The sequence below is a fragment of the Streptomyces sp. A0592 genome (genome assembly GCF_004795115.1).
GTDB lineage: Bacteria > Actinomycetota > Actinomycetes > Streptomycetales > Streptomycetaceae > Streptomyces > Streptomyces erythrochromogenes.
In genome coordinates, this window is the sequence record NZ_SSBM01000044.1 from 30,116 (window position 1) to 47,681 (window position 17,566).

General features: G+C 74.3%; 15 protein-coding genes and 1 tRNA gene. 9 read left to right on the forward strand and 7 right to left on the reverse strand.

What is annotated here, in order from left to right; all coding sequences use genetic code 11:
* Positions 1–243: 243 nt before the first annotated feature.
* Together E6U81_RS34720 and E6U81_RS34725 are read left to right on the forward strand one after the other, a co-directional pair.
* Complete coding sequence (locus E6U81_RS34720) at positions 244–1,386, forward strand: hypothetical protein (protein WP_136233980.1); 1,143 nt, start codon at positions 244–246, stop codon at positions 1,384–1,386.
* Positions 1,387–1,506: 120 nt separating this feature from the next.
* Complete coding sequence (locus E6U81_RS34725; RefSeq protein ID WP_136233981.1) at positions 1,507–1,734, forward strand: hypothetical protein; 228 nt, start codon at positions 1,507–1,509, stop codon at positions 1,732–1,734.
* Between the two features lie 64 nt (positions 1,735–1,798).
* Here E6U81_RS34725 and E6U81_RS34730 read toward each other — a convergent pair whose 3' ends face one another.
* From E6U81_RS34730 to E6U81_RS34750, 5 genes are all read right to left on the reverse strand, one after another.
* The gene (locus E6U81_RS34730) at positions 1,799–3,277 is read right to left on the reverse strand and encodes a bifunctional phosphatase PAP2/diacylglycerol kinase family protein (protein ID WP_136233982.1); all 1,479 of its coding nucleotides are present in this window, start codon (positions 3,275–3,277) and stop codon (positions 1,799–1,801) included.
* Between the two features lie 95 nt (positions 3,278–3,372).
* The gene (locus E6U81_RS34735; RefSeq protein WP_240804187.1) at positions 3,373–4,707 is read right to left on the reverse strand and encodes a thioester domain-containing protein; all 1,335 of its coding nucleotides are present in this window, start codon (positions 4,705–4,707) and stop codon (positions 3,373–3,375) included.
* Positions 4,708–4,775: 68 nt separating this feature from the next.
* Positions 4,776–5,183 (reverse strand): single-stranded DNA-binding protein, encoded by a 408-nt coding sequence (locus E6U81_RS34740; protein ID WP_136233983.1) that lies wholly within the window; start codon positions 5,181–5,183, stop codon positions 4,776–4,778.
* 100 nt (positions 5,184–5,283) lie between these two features.
* Complete coding sequence (locus tag E6U81_RS34745) at positions 5,284–7,128, reverse strand: YfjP family GTPase (protein ID WP_136233984.1); 1,845 nt, start codon at positions 7,126–7,128, stop codon at positions 5,284–5,286.
* Between the two features lie 4 nt (positions 7,129–7,132).
* Positions 7,133–8,758, reverse strand: a complete 1,626-nt coding sequence (locus E6U81_RS34750) for a dynamin family protein (RefSeq protein WP_136233985.1) — start codon at positions 8,756–8,758, stop codon at positions 7,133–7,135.
* A gap of 332 nt (positions 8,759–9,090) precedes the next feature.
* Here E6U81_RS34750 and E6U81_RS34755 point away from each other — a divergent pair.
* The 3 genes from E6U81_RS34755 to E6U81_RS34765 all read left to right on the forward strand — a co-directional run bounded on the left by E6U81_RS34755 (position 9,091) and on the right by E6U81_RS34765 (position 11,998).
* A tRNA-Arg gene (locus tag E6U81_RS34755) sits at positions 9,091–9,163 on the forward strand.
* Positions 9,164–9,532: 369 nt separating this feature from the next.
* Positions 9,533–10,807: a phosphoribosyltransferase family protein gene (locus E6U81_RS34760; RefSeq protein WP_136233986.1), complete on the forward strand. Its 1,275-nt coding sequence runs from the start codon at positions 9,533–9,535 to the stop codon at positions 10,805–10,807.
* A gap of 60 nt (positions 10,808–10,867) precedes the next feature.
* Complete coding sequence (locus E6U81_RS34765) at positions 10,868–11,998, forward strand: sulfite oxidase (protein WP_136233987.1); 1,131 nt, start codon at positions 10,868–10,870, stop codon at positions 11,996–11,998.
* A gap of 157 nt (positions 11,999–12,155) precedes the next feature.
* Here the strand turns inward: E6U81_RS34765 and E6U81_RS34770 are convergent, their stop codons facing one another.
* Positions 12,156–12,620, reverse strand: coding sequence for a phospholipase (locus tag E6U81_RS34770; RefSeq protein ID WP_136233988.1), 465 nt, complete (start codon positions 12,618–12,620; stop codon positions 12,156–12,158).
* A gap of 188 nt (positions 12,621–12,808) precedes the next feature.
* On the opposite strand from E6U81_RS34770, the gene E6U81_RS34775 reads away from it, so the two are divergent.
* Positions 12,809–13,291 (forward strand): hypothetical protein, encoded by a 483-nt coding sequence (locus E6U81_RS34775; protein ID WP_136233989.1) that lies wholly within the window; start codon positions 12,809–12,811, stop codon positions 13,289–13,291.
* Here E6U81_RS34775 and E6U81_RS34780 read toward each other — a convergent pair.
* The gene (locus E6U81_RS34780; RefSeq protein ID WP_136233990.1) at positions 13,288–14,115 is read right to left on the reverse strand and encodes an alpha/beta hydrolase; all 828 of its coding nucleotides are present in this window, start codon (positions 14,113–14,115) and stop codon (positions 13,288–13,290) included. The genes E6U81_RS34775 and E6U81_RS34780 overlap by 4 nt on opposite strands.
* Before the next feature lie 145 nt (positions 14,116–14,260).
* Here E6U81_RS34780 and E6U81_RS34785 point away from each other — a divergent pair, with 145 nt between their 5' ends.
* From E6U81_RS34785 to E6U81_RS34795, 3 genes are all read left to right on the forward strand, one after another.
* Entirely contained in the window at positions 14,261–14,674 is a 414-nt protein-coding gene (locus E6U81_RS34785; protein WP_136233991.1) for a GNAT family N-acetyltransferase, read from the forward strand.
* Between the two features lie 78 nt (positions 14,675–14,752).
* Positions 14,753–15,976 (forward strand): S8 family peptidase, encoded by a 1,224-nt coding sequence (locus tag E6U81_RS34790; RefSeq protein WP_276615838.1) that lies wholly within the window; start codon positions 14,753–14,755, stop codon positions 15,974–15,976.
* Positions 15,977–16,249: 273 nt separating this feature from the next.
* Positions 16,250–17,545 carry a hypothetical protein gene (locus E6U81_RS34795; RefSeq protein WP_240804188.1) on the forward strand — a complete coding sequence of 432 codons (1,296 nt, stop codon included), beginning with the start codon at positions 16,250–16,252 and terminating at the stop codon, positions 17,543–17,545.
* Positions 17,546–17,566 lie beyond the last annotated feature (21 nt).

Below are 17,566 nucleotides of genomic sequence, written 5' to 3' on the forward strand. Positions count from 1 at the left end.
CCAGGCGTCCATACCCCGGGGGAAACGCGTATGGCCCGGGCCCCCTGAGCTGGGGTGCGACCGGGGGAGAAGGTCCCTGCCGTGCCGCGTCGCCGAAGGCGCTGCCGGCGGTGGCCGCTCGATCGGGGGTGGGCGATCGTTTCTGCGGTGAACATCATGATCTGACTGGGTCAGCCGCCATCAGGACCCGTCGCGCTGGAGCCGATTCTTCGGGCCCGACGCGACGGAGAGCGGAGTCGGCAATTGGTGCACGAAAAGGAACCAGGGCAACGGAAGCAGCCGGGCACGGCACCCAAACGCCTGGGCAGCTACATCCCATTCTGGGCATCTCGTGGAGAATTGGGCCCGTGGGAGCAGAAGGAAAGCCTGCTGGCGCGGATCGCTGAACTCGATCCCATCCTCGAGGCAGCAGAGAGGTGCGCTCAGGATGACCCCGCACAGAACAGGCTAACTGCAGACTACGCAAGCCAGGCCCGCTCGGAACTGAACGAGGCCAAGAAGGCGCTGGCGCACAAAGCGCATCCCATGATGCGCCGGGCGGCGCACCTGGGGGTCGCCCAGTCCCATGTCGATGCCGCCCTGAACCTGCTGGTCTGGATGGCTCCGAGCGATGACATCAAGGCATTCCTGCCTCAGATGGTGGCCCTGGCGGAAGAGCACTTCGACAACAGCGACCCACGGCGGATCCGGGTCGTGCAGCTCGCCCAGGAACTCCACCAATCGGCGTCACGTGTGATCAACGCCAGCGAGCGCGCCTTCCTCGCCGAGACCGTCAGCCTGGCCCGGCGCCTACTCCAGAAGGAGACGCTCCGCGTCCGCAGTTTCGTACGGATCGTTGCGCTGGTGACGGTGGGCCTGTTCGTCGCCGCGGTCGGAGTCGCGCTCGCCGCGATCAGATGGGAAGACATGGTCCCTCTGTGCTTCACCCCGGAGACCCCGCCGACGTTCAAAGTGGTGTGCCCGACGAACAGTATCGACGTCACGGGCCAGCCGACCATCACTGAAATCAGGAACACCACACGCCCCCAGGACTACCTGGTCGTCGAGATCGTCGGCGCCGTGGCCGCCGCCATTGCGTCTGCAGCTGCTCTGAAACGGATCAGGGGTACCGCGCTGCCCTACAACGTGCCTGTCGTCCTCGCGCTGCTGAAGCTTCCCACGGGGGCGCTGACCGCCCCGCTCGGACTCCTCCTGATGCGTGGCGGCTTCGTCCCGGGCCTCAGCGCCCTCGACTCCTCGGCTCAGATCATCGGGTGGGCCATCGTCTTCGGCTACTCCCAGCAGCTGTTCACGAAGTTGGTCGACGACCGCGGACAGGCCCTGGTGGACGCCGTTCGCGGTCCGGCCAGTCCCCCGGCAGCCCCGAGATCGGAGTCGAGGCCGTAACCGGAGGGCGCCGGACGGGTCCGGGCCGGGCGGTGCCCGCCGCGGCGACTGCATCCGGCCTACCGCGTTCTCGGCCCTGTGGAGGACGATCTCGCGGCACCGCCGCGGGAAGGTTGATCCGTGCGAACAACCATCGGATACACCGTCGAGAGCATCGGCTACGTCATAGGAGCCCAGGGGCTCATCGGCTTCGTCTCGCAGACCTTCTTCGGCGCGGAGTGGGGCTGGCTCCACAAGGTCGTCGACCTTCCGCCCGTCGCCCACCTCGGCATCGTCGCCGTGGGGCTGGCACTCGTCGCCGGCGGGGTCAGGACGCGGAAGGCGGCAGGGCGCCGGGAGGCCGTCTGAGCGACGGATCCCGTCGGCCGACCCCGCGCCCCACGGACCACCCGGGTCCGGGGGGCGTCCCGGGTCAGAGGGGGCGGTAGACCGTGAGGGCTCCTGGGAGGGTGTCGAGGACCAGTTCGCCCGGCGCCTTGGCGTATTCGCCGTCGTAGGCGAGCGCGGTGCCCTTCGGGACGGCGCCGACACGCAGGCTGCGCAGGTGGGTGGCCGCGTGGACCGGGGAGCGGCTCAGCGGGCCGGCGAAGGCGGCGGCGAGGAGTCGGGGGCCGGGGCGCCCGCCGCCGTAGACCACCCGCAGGTCGAGCAGGCCCTCGCCGACACTGTCGCGGCGGCCGGGGGTGGGGCCGGTGCCGTGGTAGGTGCCGTTGCCGGCGAAGAGCAGCCAGACGCTCCGGGGCCGCCCGGCCAGGCGCAGCCGCACGGGCCGCTCGGCGCGCAGGACCTTCCAGGCCGCCAGCAGCGCGGCCGGGCCGCCGCCGATGCGCGGGCCCCAGCGCAGCCGGTGGCGCAGCAGCTCCGGGTAGGCGCCGATGCTGAAGTTGTTCAGGAAGTAGCCGGGCTCGCCGTCCGGGCCGGGGCCCGGGGAGAAGCGGCCCACGCCCACGTGGACGGCCTCCCCGTGCTCCAGGGCCTCGCAGGTGCTCTCGGGTCCGATGAGGCCGAGGTCGAGCGCGAAGTGGTTGAGGGTGCCGCCGGGGAACACGGCCAGGGGTACTCCGGCCCGCAGGGCGGCCGTGGCGGCCGCGTTGACGGTGCCGTCGCCGCCGCACACCCCGAGGACGGTGGCGCGCGAGGCCGCCTCCGCCAGTGCGGGAAGCAGCTGCGCTCCCTCGCACTCGACCACCTCGGCCTTGGGGAGCCGGGCGCGCAGTACGTCGCGTACGGCCGCGGCCGTGCCCGACCCGGTGTTGACCACCACCGTCAGCCCGGCCCCGTCGGGCAGCGCGGGGACCCCGATGGCCTTCGGCTCGTCGCCCGGCACGGCCCGGGCCTCCTGCACGTCCCGCGCGAGCCGGCGTACGACGAACGCGGCGGCGACGCCCAGCGCCGCGCCCGCGACCACGTCGGAGGGGTAGTGCACCCCGGTGTAGACGCGGGAGAACGCCACCGACGCGGCGACCGGGGCGAGCACGGCGCCCAGCGCGGGGGCCTCCAGAGCCAGCCCGGCGGTGAAGGCGAAGGCGGACGCCGAGTGCCCGGACGGGAAGGAGGTGGTCTGCGGCTGCACGGCCAGCTGCCGCACCGCGGGCACTCCCTCCAGCAGCGGCCGGGGGCGGCGTACGGACCACTTGCCGACGGTGTTGATCGTCGAGGAGGCCAGCGCCAGGGAGGCCGCCCCGCGCAGGGCCGCCTTGCGCGCGCCGGCCGACCCGAAGACGGCGATGGCCGCGGCGGCCCCGCCCCACAGCACCCCGTGGTTCGCGGCGCGCCCCAGGCGCGGCAGCACTCGATCGGCGCCGGGCCAGTGCCTGCGGGCCACGGCGTCGAAGAGCCGGCGGTCCCATCGCGCGAAGGCGCCGGTCCAGGTCAGTTCTTGATCAACCATTTCCTGCCTCTACCCCGGATCCGATGGCGGAACCGGCCCGGTGCTCCGGGCCGGCCCTCCTCTTCCTCTCCCTGCCGCCCCGCCCACTGCCCCTCCTACTGCTCCTCGTCGAGCGGGCGCTTGCGCAGCAGCAGGACGACCAGGCCGCCCAGCACGACCAGGCCCACCGCCAGGGAGGCGATGACGGGCGTGGCGGCCGAGCTGCCGCTGGTCGCCAGCCGCTCCTCCTCCGGGGAGGTGGTGGGCAGCGACGCGGACTGCGCGCCCAGTGCGACCGCCGCCGAGCCGGTGCCCGGGTCCGAGGCCGGAGCCGTCCCGGCCTCGGGCGGCGGGGACGGCTGCCAGGCCGCCCGTGCCGTGGCGGCCGCCGCGGACTCGCTGGAGCCGGCCACGATCTGCGCCTGGGCGGGAACGCCGCTGGTGAAGACCCGGCCGACCGGCACCCTGGTCGCCCCCTGGACGGTGACCGAGGCCGTCCCGTCGGGGGTGCCCGCCGGCACCTCGAAGTAGATCCGGCTCCCGTTGACCGCCGTGGTCAGCGGCTGCCCGTCGGCGTCCACCACGCGCACCCCCATGGCGACGGCCGCCGCGTCCGGAACCACCGACACGCTGCGCGCCCCGGTGCGCACGGTCACCGGGCCGAGCCGTGTGCCCACCGGCCCCGAGACCTCGCCGGGGTCGAGCCCCAGGGAGGCGGGCGGCTCCGGCATCTGTCCCGCCGCCCGCTGGAGGTAGTCGGCGAGCTTCTCCGCGGACGGGTCCGTCGCCTCGACCCGCACCCCGTCCGCGAGCCGCCAGATCGCCACCTGGGTCCCGGCCGCCGCGCTCTCCGCGGTGAGCGACACGGCCCCGGCCGCCTTGGCGAGCCCGGCCAGGTCGTTCAGCTGCGGGTAGGAGTGCTCCAGCACCCAGCGGATCCGGCCGGCCTGCCCGTTGCCCGCGAGCGGGCTGCCGCTCCAGCCGCTCTCCGTGTACCGGGCCTGCGGCTGGGCGTTGCCCGCCACCCCGACACCGTACGTCTGGAGCATCCCGCCGCCCTCGACCCGCATCTCGTACAGGCCGGCGGGGATGTTCCGCACCTGTCCGTCGCCGCTGTGCAGGACCGCCTGCCCGAACGTCTTCAGCCCGTCCAGCACTGCGCTCGCGCCCTCCGGTACGCGGGGCGCGGGCGGACCGGAGTCGGCGGCGGCCCTGGCGCCGGGCGCCGCGGTGAGGGCCGCGGCCAGCAGGGCGGCCGCGAGCGGGCGGCGCGCGGAGCCCCGTACCGCCGCGGCGGGTTCGGCCGGGGCGCGTTCGGCCGGGGCGCGTTCGAGCAGAGCGGGAGCAGGTTCGGGAACGGCGGGAGCGGGTGCGGGAGCGGGTGCGGAAGCAGCAGGAGCGGGAGCAGGAGCGGGAGCAGGAGCGGAGGATGCGGGAACGGCAATCGACACAGTCTTCCCCTTCGGGCCGAAGGCCCAGGTGCCCGTGAGTACCGGGGAATCCTAGCCCCCTCGAACACTCAACCCACCGGCGCCTTCTGAGTGTCCATCAGCGGATGATCGGTTCTCACCACTCGCCTGAAGGCCGCCGTGCCCCGGTTCAGGTCGTGCCCGATGGCGGTCGCGTCGATCTCCGCGCCGAACCGGCGGTTGCCCTCCCCGTCGGGCGGGTCGTCCCGCACGCGCAGCCGCCCGTGCACCACCAGCGGCTCGCCCACCGATACGGAACCGGCGAGGTTCACCGCGAGGGTGCGCCGCGCCCACACGGTGTAGAAGCTGGTGGTCCCGTCCGTCCAGGTGTCCTTGCGCCGGTCGAAGTACCGGGGCGTCACCGCGAACCGGAACCGCGCCGACGGACCGTTCACCGTCTCCTTGTAGTCGACCTGCGTCGCCACATGTCCCACCAGCGTCACCTGGGTGTCGTACATCCCGGCCGCCCTCCCCCGTCGTCCCGGTCCGCACGGACCATCCGTACGGGCTACGAGCCATGCTGCGGCCGGCGGCCGGTCCCCCGCTCCGGCCTGTGGACTACTGGCGGGTTGTGGACAACCGGCTCCCCCCTGCGGCTACCGTCGCGTACTGCTCCCGCACCTCCCGGTAGCGCAGCAGCTCCGCGGCCACCGGTTCCAGCACCCGGGCCCGTCCGCACCCGGCCGCCGCCTGCCGCAGCCTGCGCTCCGCGTCCTGCCCGTACCGCCGTGCGGGGCCCCGCGCCGCGATCGAGCAGGCCCATTCCACGAGCGGCCCGCCGATGATGCCCGCCACCATCAGCAGCACCGGCGGCATCAGCTTCGGTTCCAGGACCCCGACGATCTGCCCGACGAGCCACAGCCCGCCGAAGATCTGCAGCAGCGTCATGGCCGCCTGCGCCAGCACCGCCACCGGCCACCACGCGGGCCGCGGCGGCTTGGCGTTCGGCACCGCGACCGCGGCCCCGAGGGTCACCGCGATCTCGTCCAGCGCCTCCGGAAGCCGGTCGGCGCCGCGCACCGCCGTCTCCCGGACCGCCTGCGCCCACGGGTCGGGCAGCCCGGCGACCGCCTCGTCGGCGACGACCCGTACGGCCTGTTCCACCCGCTGACGCGCGGTCACCTCCTCCTCGACCGGCGCCGGTGCGACGGTCTGGCCCCGGCCGCCGATCGCCGCCAGGGCGGCCAGGCCCGCCAGGGTGCGCGGCGCGCGCCGGTTCTCGTACCAGCGCCACAGCCGCAGCCACGGCGTCCCGCACGCCTTGCCCGCGTTGCGCCGCCAGGCCCGTTCGGCGGCGAGTCCGGCCGCGCAGGCCCCGACCGCCTCGGCGAGCCGGTCCTCGAACTCGGCGCGCGCCACCTCCCCGATCTCGGGTCCGGCATGCCCGTCGGCGACGTAGAGCGGCCGCAGCCGGACGGCGGCGCGGTCCACGTCCGCCGAGATCCGCCGGGTCGCGGCGCCCTTCTCCTGGGTGAACTGTCCGAGGAGTTCGCGCAGCTCCCCCACGCCCTCGCCGGTCAGCGCGGACAGCCCGAGGACGGTGGCGCCGGGCTCGCCGTGCTCCCCGAGCGCGATGCCGTCCTCGTCGAGCAGTCGGCGCAGGTCGTCCAGTACGAGGTCGGCGGCCTCGCCGGGCAGCCGGTCCACCTGGTTGAGCACGACGAAGGTGACCTCGGCGTGTCCGGCCAGCGGGCGCAGGTACCGCTCGTGCAGCACCGCGTCGGCGTACTTCTCCGGGTCCACGACCCACACCACGGCGTCGACCAGCGCCAGTACGCGGTCCACGTGCTCGCGGTGCGCGACGAGCGCCGAGTCCAGGTCCGGCAGGTCCACGAGGACCATCCCGCGCAGGGCCTCGGCCTCGGAGGTCTCGCGGGGCCGGCGCCGCAGCCGTCCGGGGATCTCCAGCCGGTCCAGCAGCCCGGCGGCCCCGTCCGACCAGCTGCACGCGATGGGCGCGGCGGTGGTCGGGCGGCGCAGCCCGGTCTCGGAGATCTGCACCCCGGCGAGTGAATTGAAAAGCGTGGACTTGCCGCTTCCGGTCGCTCCGGCGATCGCGACGACCGTGTGCTGGGCCGAGAGGCCGCGGCGTGCGGCGGCCTCGTCCAGGACCCGTCCGGCCTCGGCGAGCGTCTTTCCGTCGAGCCGGGTACGGGACAGCCCGACCAGCTGGCGCAGCGCGTCGAGGCGCTGGCGCAGGGCCTGCGCCTCGGGGCTGAGCGGGGGCGCGGACGACTTGCCCCCGTCGCTGCCGGCGCCGGAGACGGCCCGTACGAGCGCTTCGTCGCCCTCGTCGCCCGCGTCGGCGGCGTCCTCCTCGCCCACTTCGACGGGGCGGGGGCGGGAACGCGCGATGAACCCGTCGTCCCAGCGGTCGTCGGTGCGGTCGGTCAGGGCGGTCACGGCGTCACCTCTCCTTCTGCAGTACGGACAGCGCGGCGATCAGTTCGGCCTGCGGTTCCGGGGTCACTTCGAGTGCTTCCAACGGGGCCAGGCGGCGGTCGCGTTCGCCGCGCAGCACCTCGTCGAGGTGGTCGCCGACCAGTTCCCCGCCCTTGTCGCGCAGCCGCAGGGCAGCCTGGGCGCCGATCCGCTCGGCGAGCTTCTCCCCTGCGGGCCGGGCCCGTTTGCCGCCGAGGAGCGCGGCGACGAGGAGGGCCGCGACGGCGTCGGCGTCGGGTGTGGGCTGCTTGTCGAGCCGGGCCACCTCCTCCTCGGCGAGTTCCTCCAGCACGCGCCGCCAGCGGCGTACGGCCATGCCGATACGTTCCGCCGCCTCCCGGTCCGGAGTGGGCAGGGCCAGCGCGCCGGAGGCCGGTTCGCGCCGCCAGGCTTCGGCGATCCGCTCGTCGGCGGCGGCCACGGCGCACTGGAGCAGCGCGGCGAGGGACTCGGCGAGGGAGTCCAGCAGTTCGTCGGCGCTGGTGTCGAGGGGGTAGCCGCGCCACCGGGTCAGCGCGTCGCCGGCCAGGACGGCGCCGCGGTCGAGGCGGCCCCGGACCCTCTTGCCCTCGCGCCGGTACGCGTCCTCGACGGCCGAGGTCAGCCGTACGGCGGCGGCGTGCTGGGCGGCGACGGCGGAGGCGAGTTCGGGCATCCGGCGCCCCAGGGAGTCCAGCGCGCCGAGGGCGGTGCGCCCGACGGCGTACTGGCGGGCAGCCGGGTCCTGGGCGTGGTGGGCGAGCCAGGCGAAGAGCGGGGCGACGGCAGTGGCGGGCAGCAGCCCGCCGCCGCCGGTCGATTCGGGGAGTTCGGGGACGGTGAAGCGCGGTACGTCGCCCAGTCCGGCCTTGGTGAGCAGGGCCCCGTACTGGCGGGAGACCTCGGCGAGCACCTGGTGCGGCACCCGGTCCAGGACCGTGATGAGGGTGGCCTTGTACTGCTTGGCGGTGCGCAGGAGGTGCCAGGGGACGGCGTCGGCGTAACGCGAGGCGGTGGTGACCATCACCCAGACGTCGGCGGCGCAGATGAGTTCGGCGGCCAGTGTCCGGTTGTCGACCACGAGGGAGTCGATGTCGGGGGCGTCGAGGATGGCGAGGCCGCGCGGCAGGCTGGTGACGGTCTCGATCCGCATCTCGCGGGTCTCGTGGCCGCCCTGGGCTCCGACGTGGCCGCGGCCCGGGCGCCGGGAGGCGGCTCTGGGGGGCGCGTCGTCGTCCTCGTGCGGCACCCAGACCCGCATCAGGTCGGGCAGGACGCGCATCCCGGCGAACCAGTGGTGGTCGTCGGGGTGGCAGACGAGCACCGGTGTGCGGGTGGTCGGGCGGAGCACGCCGGCTTCGCTGACCTGGCGCCCCACGAGGGAGTTGACGAGGGTGGACTTACCGGCCCCGGTGGACCCGCCGACGACGGCGAGCAGGGGCGCCTCGGGCGCCTTCAGGCGCGGTACGAGGTAGTCGTCGAGCTGCGCCAGCAGCTCGGCTCTGGTCTGTCGGGCCCGTGGGGCGCCGGGCAGGGGCAACGGCAGACGTACGGACGCGACCCGGTCGCGCAGGGCGGACAGGGCATCGAGCAGCTGAGGCCGAACATCCAAGGTCACCACATGCGAAGAATGCCCAATTTAGGACCATTTTTGAAGCTTATACGCCCCCTGCGCGCCGACCGCGACTTCAGTGGGACATTCTGGGCACGACGGACGAGTGGGGCGCAGGCATAACGAGTGCACAACACCCAGGGCGCCGCGGCGCAAAAGCGATGCGAGAATCGCACCTGCCTGCGATTATCGGGACCGCTTCACCGAACCTCCACATCGTGGCACGCGAGTGAAGCAACCGGGACAAGGCAACCGGAGCCCTATCCTTGACCCGGCACGGACCGAAGTCCCACCCCCACCAGGGGCTCCAGGCCCACCAGGGTCACCTTCCGGCCCCCGTAGCTCAGTGGATAGAGCAGGTGCCTTCTAAGCACTTGGCCGCAGGTTCGAGTCCTGCCGGGGGCACACATTCTCCTTCACCCGAAGCCCTCCCTCAGCGGAGGGCTTTCGTGCAGGTCGCAGCGGGCGGCGGGGCTGCACGGGGCGGTCCGGGCCACCCCCGGAGCCGTCGTCCGGGTTTGCTCCGGACGCGCCGGGAGGTCGCCCCCGGCGCCTGTCGGCGTCGTCCTGCGGGCCGAACTCGACCGTCCCGGGCCACAGATCGGCTGAAAAGCGCCGTACGGCGAAGCGTTCACCGGAAGGGGTCGATCCTCTTCGGGATACCGAGGCCGCGGTCCGCCGGCTTCCCCGACTTGCGCGAAGCCCCCGCGTGGGGTTGCGTCGGAAGAAGGGTGCGCGCGCTTCCGTCTCCCCTCGGGTTGGGGGTGAACCCCCGTGCTCTTCACCGACCGCGCGGACGCCGGGGAACGGCTCGCCGAAGCCGTCCGCCATCTGGAGGGGGACCGCCCCGTCGTACTGGGCCTGCCCCGCGGCGGCGTCCCGGTGGCCTTCCCCGTGGCGCGGGCCCTCGGCGCCCCGCTCGATGTGATCGTGGTCCGCAAGCTCGGCGTCCCGCACCACCGCGAACTCGGGTTCGGCGCGATCGGCGAGGGCGGCGTACGGGTCATCAGCGAGGACATCGTCCGCATCAGCGGCGTCACGCAGCAGGATCTGGCGGCCGTCGAGCACGCGGAGGAGGCGGAGCTCGCCCGGCGGGCCCGCAGGTTCCGCGGCAACCGGCCCCGGGTACCGCTCGACGGCCGGACGGTGATCGTCGTGGACGACGGGATCGCCACGGGCGCCACGGCCGCCGCAGCGTGCCGGGTCGTACGGGCCCAGGGCGCGGCCCGGGTGGTGCTGGCCGTTCCGGTGGCGGCGCCCGACGCGGTCGCCCGGCTGCGCGGCGAGACCGACGAGGTGGTGTGCCTCTCCGCGCCGCGCGCCTTCCGGGCCGTCGGCGAGTGGTACCGGGACTTCTCCCAGACCGCCGACGAGGAAGTCGTCTCGCTGCTGGCGCGGGCCGCGGCCGCCCCCGCGCCCGGGCGGGCCACCCGGCCCGCCGCCGTCGAGGTGGACGCCGGCGGCCTGGCCCTGGCCGGGGACCTGGCCCTGCCCGAGGGGGCCGCGGCCGTCGTGGTGTTCGCCCACGGCTCCGGCAGCAGCCGCCGCAGCCCGCGCAACCGGAGCGTCGCCGCGGACCTGAACCGGGCGGGTCTGGGCACCCTGCTCTTCGACCTGCTGACACCCGCCGAGGAGGCCGACCGGGCCAATGTCTTCGACATCGGGACCCTGGCGGAGCGGCTCGCGGACGCCACCGGCTGGCTGCGCCGACGCGCGTCCCTCCCGATCGGCTACTTCGGGGCGAGCACCGGCGCCGCGGCCGCGCTGTGGGCCGCGTCCGCCGCCGGTGCGGACATCGGCGCCGTGGTCTCCCGCGGCGGCCGGCCCGACCTCGCCGGGCCCCGGCTGGCCGCCGTACGGGCGCCCACGCTGCTCGTCGTCGGCGGCCGCGACACCACCGTGCTCGACCTCAACCGCGCGGCGCAGCGGGAGCTGCGCTGCGAGAACCGGCTGGAGGTCGTCCCCGGCGCCACGCACCTCTTCGAGGAGCCCGGCGCCCTGGAGCAGGTGGCGGCCCTGGCCCGCGCCTGGTTCGCCCGGCACCTGTGACGCGGCGGCCCCGGACCGCGACGACGTGCCCCGCGGCGCGGTGCGCGCGACCATGGGGAGATGGACCAGGCGTCCGCGCGGGATGTCAGCGCCCCGGCGCGCATCGCCCCGGCCGGTGAGGGCATCGGCCAGGAGGAGTTGGCGCTTGCCGCCCGCAACCACGGCCTGCCGCTGGAAGCCCTGCGCTACGAGGTCACACCGCCCGGGCTGCACTACGTCCTGGTCCACTACGACATCCCCGCCGCCGACGCGGACGGCTGGCGGCTGACCGTGGGCGGCCGGGTCGGTACGCCGCTGTCGCTGGACCTCGACGCCCTGCGCGCGCTGCCCGCCGTCACCCGCCGGGTCACGATGGAGTGCGCGGGCAACGGCCGGGCGCTCCTGTCGCCCCGGCCGGTCAGCCAGCCGTGGCTGGTCGAGGCGGTCGGCACCGCAGACTGGACCGGGGTCCCGCTGGGCCTCGTACTGGACCGGGCGGGGGTGCGGCCCGATGCGGTCGAAGCCGTGTTCACCGGGGCCGACCACGGCGTGGAGCGCGGTGTCGAGCAGGACTACCGGCGCAGCCTGCCGCTGCCGTACGCCGTCGCGGAGGGCTCGGGCGTGCTGATCGCCTACGCCATGAACGGCCTGCCCCTGCCGCCGCAGCACGGGTACCCGCTGCGGCTGGTCGTGCCCGGCTGGTACGGCATGGCGCACGTCAAATGGCTACGCGAGATCACCCTCGTCGACGCGCCGTTCACCGGATTCCAGCAGTCCGTGGCCTACCGCTTCCGGTGGTCCGCCGACGACCCCGACGAGCCGGGCGAAGCGGTCACCCGGATCGCGCCGCGCGCCCTGATGGCCCCGCCGGGCTTCCCCGACTTCATGTCGCGCACCCGCGTCGTGCACCCGGGCCCCGTACCGCTGCGGGGGCGGGCCTGGTCCGGCCACGGGGCCGTCGCCCGGGTGGAGGTGAGCGCCGACGACGGCCTGACCTGGACCCGCGCCGAACTGGAGGCCCCGGGTCCGCATCCGTGGGCCTGGCAGGCCTGGAGCTGCGCCTGGACCGCCGTACCGGGCCGCCACACGCTCACCGTCCGCGCGACGGACGCCGGCGGCCGCACCCAGCCCCTCGAACCGCCTTGGAACCGCGGCGGCTTCGGCAACAACCTGGTCCAGCGGGTCCCGGTGCTCTGCGTGGCGGCTCACTAGTGCTGTGGCCGGAAAGGTTTGCCGGGTCGCGGTGTCCGGTGCGGTGGATCGCAAGGCGGAGGGCCACGGCCCGTACCGGACGTACTCGCGTGGTCCGACAACGCGGCGAGGTGCCGTGCCGGGCGCCGCGAGGCGGTGAACCTTTGCGGTCACAGCACTAGGAGATGCCGAGGAGCCTGACCGCCTGGTAGTACGTCCACGCGGTGCCGTCGCACGACCGCTTGGTGTTGCCCGAGTAGCGGGCGCACACCCGCTTCAGGTCCGCGTGGAACGCCTCGTCGAGGCGGGCCTTGGCGGCAGGAAACAGCCCTGCCGCGCGGTGGTTGCGGTAGCCGAAGTCGTGGCGGGCGCAGGCTGCCGCGAAGGGGAAGCCGAAGGGGTTGTCCGGGGAGGTGGTGCACAGGTCGGTCGACCAGTCGAAGCCGTACGCGGCCCAGGCGGCGCGGTGCTCGCGCGCGTCGGCCCAGGCCTCGTAACTCGCGGCGGCGGGTTGCGTCCAGCGGCTCAGCACCTGCGGCTTGTCGGCCGGGACCTCGGGTGCGGCCCAGGCGGCGGGCGCGAGGGCGAGCACGGCGGTGGCCGTGGCGGTGGCAAGGGCGGGGAGGAGGCGGCGACGGCGCATGGGGGTCCTCGGGGGCCGGGCGGACGGTCATCCGGCCAACGGGTCCGGGCGCCGCCCGGTTACTGGGCGTTGCCCGGGCAGGCCCGGAGACCCTCCCAGGTATGACGCCGTGTGCGACCTTCGGCCAGGGCGCGGTTCGTTCTGAGGAGGGACGCGCGAGGGGGCTTTCCCGGCCGAGACTTGAAGGCATGAACCGCCGCCCGCTCGTCATCGCCGCCGCCACCGTGGGAGTCCTCGCCACCGCCGCCTTCGCCCTGCCCAACCTGCCGCCCAACCCCGTGACCGACACGATCGACCACAAGGTGTTCAAGGAGAAGGGCAAGCGCTTCGCGACCGCCGCCGACGCCCCGACGCGTACGGAAGCGCCCTTCGCCCTGCCGTCCTGGATACCCAAGGACGCCACCGACGTCCGCATACGGGTGCGCACCACCGGCCACGACCGGCTCATACGGTTCGACCTCGGCAAGACCCCGCTGGACGGTCCGCAGTGCTCGGCGGGCGCCCCGAAGCGGCAGGGCGCGCCGGACCTGCACGCCAAGTGGTGGCCGCGGGGCGTGCGGGCCGAAGTCCACGCCGAGTGCCGGGACTTCCACCAGTACCAGGTCGCGGTGCGCGGCAAGCGGGTCTACGCCTGGACCGACGGCACCCCGTCGCCGCACACCCGGGGCTAGGCCGTCGACTGAACACCCCCGGAGGGCATGGACGGGCCGGGAGCCGTGCCCCAGGAGGTGGCGCCCAGGGCCGTGGCGGCGGCTCGGGCGAAGGCTTCCGGGTTGTCCAGCATGATGTTGTGTCCGCAGTCGGGGACGGGCACCACGGCGACGCCCGCGGCCCGCAGGGCGTCGGCGCCCGGGAGCGGGCCGTCCGCCTCGGGCAGCAGGTAGGTGCGCGGGACCTTCAGCTCCAGCAGCAGCTCGCGCATGGTGGGGGTGGTGCCCGCCGCGAGGTGGACGGCACTGCGGTACAGGGCCGTACGGCCCGCCAGCCGCATCGTGGACCACCAGTGCGCGCCGCACCTGTCGCGTACCTCGGCCCAGCCGCCGGCGAGGAACTCCTCCTCGGTGTAGGAGGCGATCCCGCTGCTCCCGGAGGCGACGGGACGGGGCTGCACGGGATCGAGGTTGGCGTCGACGAGCACCAGCCGGGACACCAGGTGCGGGTGGCGGTCGGCCAGCACGACGGCCACGGCTCCCCCCATGCTGTGGGCGATCAGCTCGGCGCCCTCCGCACCGGCCTCGGTGAGCGCGGCGGCCAGCGCGTCGGCATGCTCTTCGAGGGTGTAGCCGAAGTCCTCGGGCCGGTCGCTGTGCCCGTGTCCCAGCAGGTCGACCAGCAGGGAACGCCGGCCCGCCAGCAGCGGGTGCGTGGCGCTCGCCGCGAAGTAGGCGGGCGAGGTGGCTCCCAGGCCGTGCACGTACACCCGGGCCGGGGCCTCGCCCGACAGCTCCACCCAGCGGAGCCGGTCGCCCCTCGGCGTGACCTCGGCACTTCTCACGGCTCCCCCTCAAGTCCTCCAAGAAGCGCACAGGTTAGCGAGTGCCGAGTCACCCCGCCGGGAGTTTCCGGGGCCGCCTCCCCGCCCGCCACGCCGTGCCCGGCTACGCCGCGCCGCCGGCCGCGCGCGCATTATGGTGACCGCCATGGACATCCGCCGGGCCTTCACACCAGCCGAGCTCTCGGCCGCCGAATCCCTCTTCGACGGGCCCGCCCGCCAGGAATGGTCCGAGCGCTTCCTCACCGCCCCCGGGCACCTGATGCTCATCGCGTACGTCGACGACGTGCCCGCCGGGATGGTCTCCGGCATCGAGATGGTCCACCCCGACAAGGGCACGGAGATGTGCCTGTACGAACTCTCCGTGGACGAGGGCTACCGGCGCCGAGGCATCGGCCGCGCCCTGACCCGGGCCCTCGCGGACGAGGCGCGCGAGCGCGGCTGCTACGGCATGTGGGTGGGCGTCGACACCGACAACGAGGCCGCGCTGGCCACCTACGACGCCGCAGGCGCCCGCGACGAGGGCGTGTTCGCGATGCGCGGCTGGCCCCTCACCGAGTAGCCCGGGCGGCGGCGTGTCGTGCGCCCACTCGGCGCACCCTCCGCGCGCCCGCGCCGCCCCGCGCAGAGCATCGGCCGCATGACCGCCACCGCATTCGCCACACTCGTCCCCGCGGCCGCCCTGCTCGCGGCCGCCCTCACGGGCCCCCCGCCGGCTCCCCACCCCGGCCCCGGATCCGGCCCCCGGTCCCTCCCCGGGTCCGGCTCCACCGCCCCCTACGTCGTCGTCCTCAAGGACACCACCTCCCGCGCCCCGACCCGCGCCCTGGCCGCCGAGGCCGCCGACGCCGGGGACGAGGTCGGGCCCGTCTACGAGGCCGCCCTGAACGGCTTCGCCGTCCGCACCACGGCCGCGCGGGCCGCCGCCCTGGCCGCCGACCCCCGGGTGGCCTCCGTGGAACCGGACACGGTCTTCCACATCACGGGCACCGCCGATACCCCCGAGGCCCTGCCGCAGGCGCCCGCCCCTTGGACCCTGGACCGGATCGACCAGCGCGAACTCCCGCTCGACGGCTCGTACACGTACGCCACGAAGGCCGAGGGCGTCACCGTCTACGTCCTCGACACCGGGATCAACACCCGCCACCAGGAGTTCGGCGGGCGCGCCCGGGCCGGGCACAACGCGGTGTTCCTGGAGGGCTCCCGCGACTGCAACGGCCACGGCACGCACGTCGCGGGCACCGTGGGCGGGGCGACGTACGGGGTCGCCAAGGGCGTCTCCCTCGTCGCCGTGAAGGTGGCCGACTGCCGCGGCGACGGACGCCTGTCGGCCATGATCAAGGGCCTCGACTGGGTGGTGCGGGACGCCGCCCGTACCCCAGCCACCCCGGCCGTGGCCAACATGAGCATGGGCGGCAGCCGCAGCCGCGCCCTCGACGCAGCCGTCCTGCGGGTCGTGTCCTCGGGGGTCACCTTCGTCGCGGCGGCCGGCAACGAGGGCCGGAACGCCTGCGGCGGGTCCCCTGCCTCCGTCCCGCAGGCCCTCACCGTCGGCGCGACCGACGCCGCGGACCGCCGGGCGGCGTTCTCCAATCACGGTGCGTGCGTCGACCTGTTCGCGCCGGGCGTGGCCGTCACCTCCGCCTGGAAGGACTCCGCCACCACCACCGCCCGCTCCTCCGGCACCTCGATGGCCGCCCCGCACGTGGCGGGGGCGGCCGCGCTGCTCCTGGCCGGCGGTACGGCGCGCACCCCGGCGCAGGTTTCCGAGGCGCTCGTAGGAGGCGCCGTGGCCGGCCGGATCACCGGACTGCCGGCCGGCACCCCGAACCTGCTGCTGCACGTCACAGCCGGCCGGCACTGACCCGGGCCGACCACCCGAATACGGCCGGATAAGGCCTGGACCGACAGCCGCACCGCCCGGCGCCCCCCATTGCCACTCCCACCCCGACCGGTCGGTACCCGATGGGCCATCAGCCTCTCCCTGATGGCCCATCAATTTCTGTGTGCTTCGGGCGAAAGCAAGTCATTGACTTCTCATCACCGTGACGCGTCAATATCGGCCACCGCACCGGCTCGGCCTCCCCCACACAGCGGGTGGGGGGAGGGTTCGTCATGACGAAGGAGTCGCGACCCAGTGAGTACGAGAAGGCATGTACGAAAGGCGCTGGCAGGGGCCGGGGCCCTGTCGCTGGCCCTGACCGGCGCAGTGGTGGGCCTGGCGGGCTCCGCGCAGGCCGCGACCAAGACCACGACCGTCTTCGAGAACTGCGACGCCCCGGCGCCGCAGCCGGACGGCTCGGGCAACCAGAACTGGACGGTCACCCTGCCCGACGGAGCGAAGGCCGGCGACGTCGTCCCGATCACGATCGACCCGGGTGCGAGCCCCCTGATCCCCTCGTTCTCCGTCACCACGGTGAACACGACCAAGATCACCCTCAAGGTCGGCGCCACCACGCAGGTGGTCACCAGCCCGCCGGAGACCGTGTCGGTCGTGGCCGGGCAGCCGCTCGACCCCAAGGCGTTCTCCGGAACCATCAAGGTCCCGGACGGCACCGAGGGCACGACCGTCCAGGTCGCCCTCGATCTGGCGGTGACCGACGCGGACCTCTCCGGTTCGGTCTTCACCACCACCTGTACCCCGGCGCCCCGCCCGAGCGCCTCGCTCGGGTCGGTCGCCGTCGAGGCCCTGCCCAAGGACCCGGTCACCACGAAGCTGACGCCCAACAGCGGCCCGGCGGGCACCGCCGTCGCCGTGGGCGGAGCCAACTTCCCGGCCGGCGCCGTCACCTGTTCCGCCCTGCTCGCCGGGGCGGCGACCGGTGACACCGGCACCGGCACGGCGGACGCGTCAGGCGCCGCCACCTGCAACATCACGGTCACCAAGAAGGCCGACACCATCAAGATCGACGGTTCGATCACCCCGTACAAGGCCTTCGTCTTCCTGGAGGAGCAGGCCGGTGTGAAGAACCCGGTCGACGTCGAGGTCCTTCCCGGACCGCTGGGCCTGGGCCCGAAGGACGGCCAGCCGGCCGTCAGCTTCGGCTCGGTCACCATCAACGGCAAGGCCCAGTCGGTGGTCGGCGTCTTCAACGCCGCGACCGTCCAGGACTTCCGCGGCGGCTCGCTCGGCTGGGACGTGACGGCGACGCGTACGCCGTTCCTGAACCAGACCACCGGCCACTCGATGGCGAAGGCGCAGATCGGCATCCAGCCGTCCTGCACCGTGACCAACCCGGACAGCCCGAGCACCTGCACCGCGGGCACGCCCGGCGCGATCTCCGACGTCCCGATGAAGGTGGCCTCCCAGGCCGCCGGGGGCGACGAGCTGACCGGTGGTGAGTTCGCCGTCGGCGGTGCCGGGATGATCCAGCTCCCGCCGTTCATGTTCGCCGACACCTACCAGACGGTCGTGACCTTCTCGATCGCCTGATCGGCAGTCCGTACGGCCCGC

Coding starts and splice junctions, on each gene's coding strand:
- E6U81_RS34730 (WP_136233982.1), bottom strand. CDS start 3,277: ATGGTTGATCAAGAACTGACCTGGACCGGCGCCTTCGCGCGATGGGAC.
- E6U81_RS34740 (WP_136233983.1), bottom strand. CDS start 5,183: ATGTACGACACCCAGGTGACGCTGGTGGGACATGTGGCGACGCAGGTC.
- E6U81_RS34765 (WP_136233987.1), top strand. CDS start 10,868: ATGGACCAGGCGTCCGCGCGGGATGTCAGCGCCCCGGCGCGCATCGCC.
- E6U81_RS34770 (WP_136233988.1), bottom strand. CDS start 12,620: ATGCGCCGTCGCCGCCTCCTCCCCGCCCTTGCCACCGCCACGGCCACC.
- E6U81_RS34775 (WP_136233989.1), top strand. CDS start 12,809: ATGAACCGCCGCCCGCTCGTCATCGCCGCCGCCACCGTGGGAGTCCTC.
- E6U81_RS34785 (WP_136233991.1), top strand. CDS start 14,261: ATGGACATCCGCCGGGCCTTCACACCAGCCGAGCTCTCGGCCGCCGAA.
- E6U81_RS34790 (WP_276615838.1), top strand. CDS start 14,753: ATGACCGCCACCGCATTCGCCACACTCGTCCCCGCGGCCGCCCTGCTC.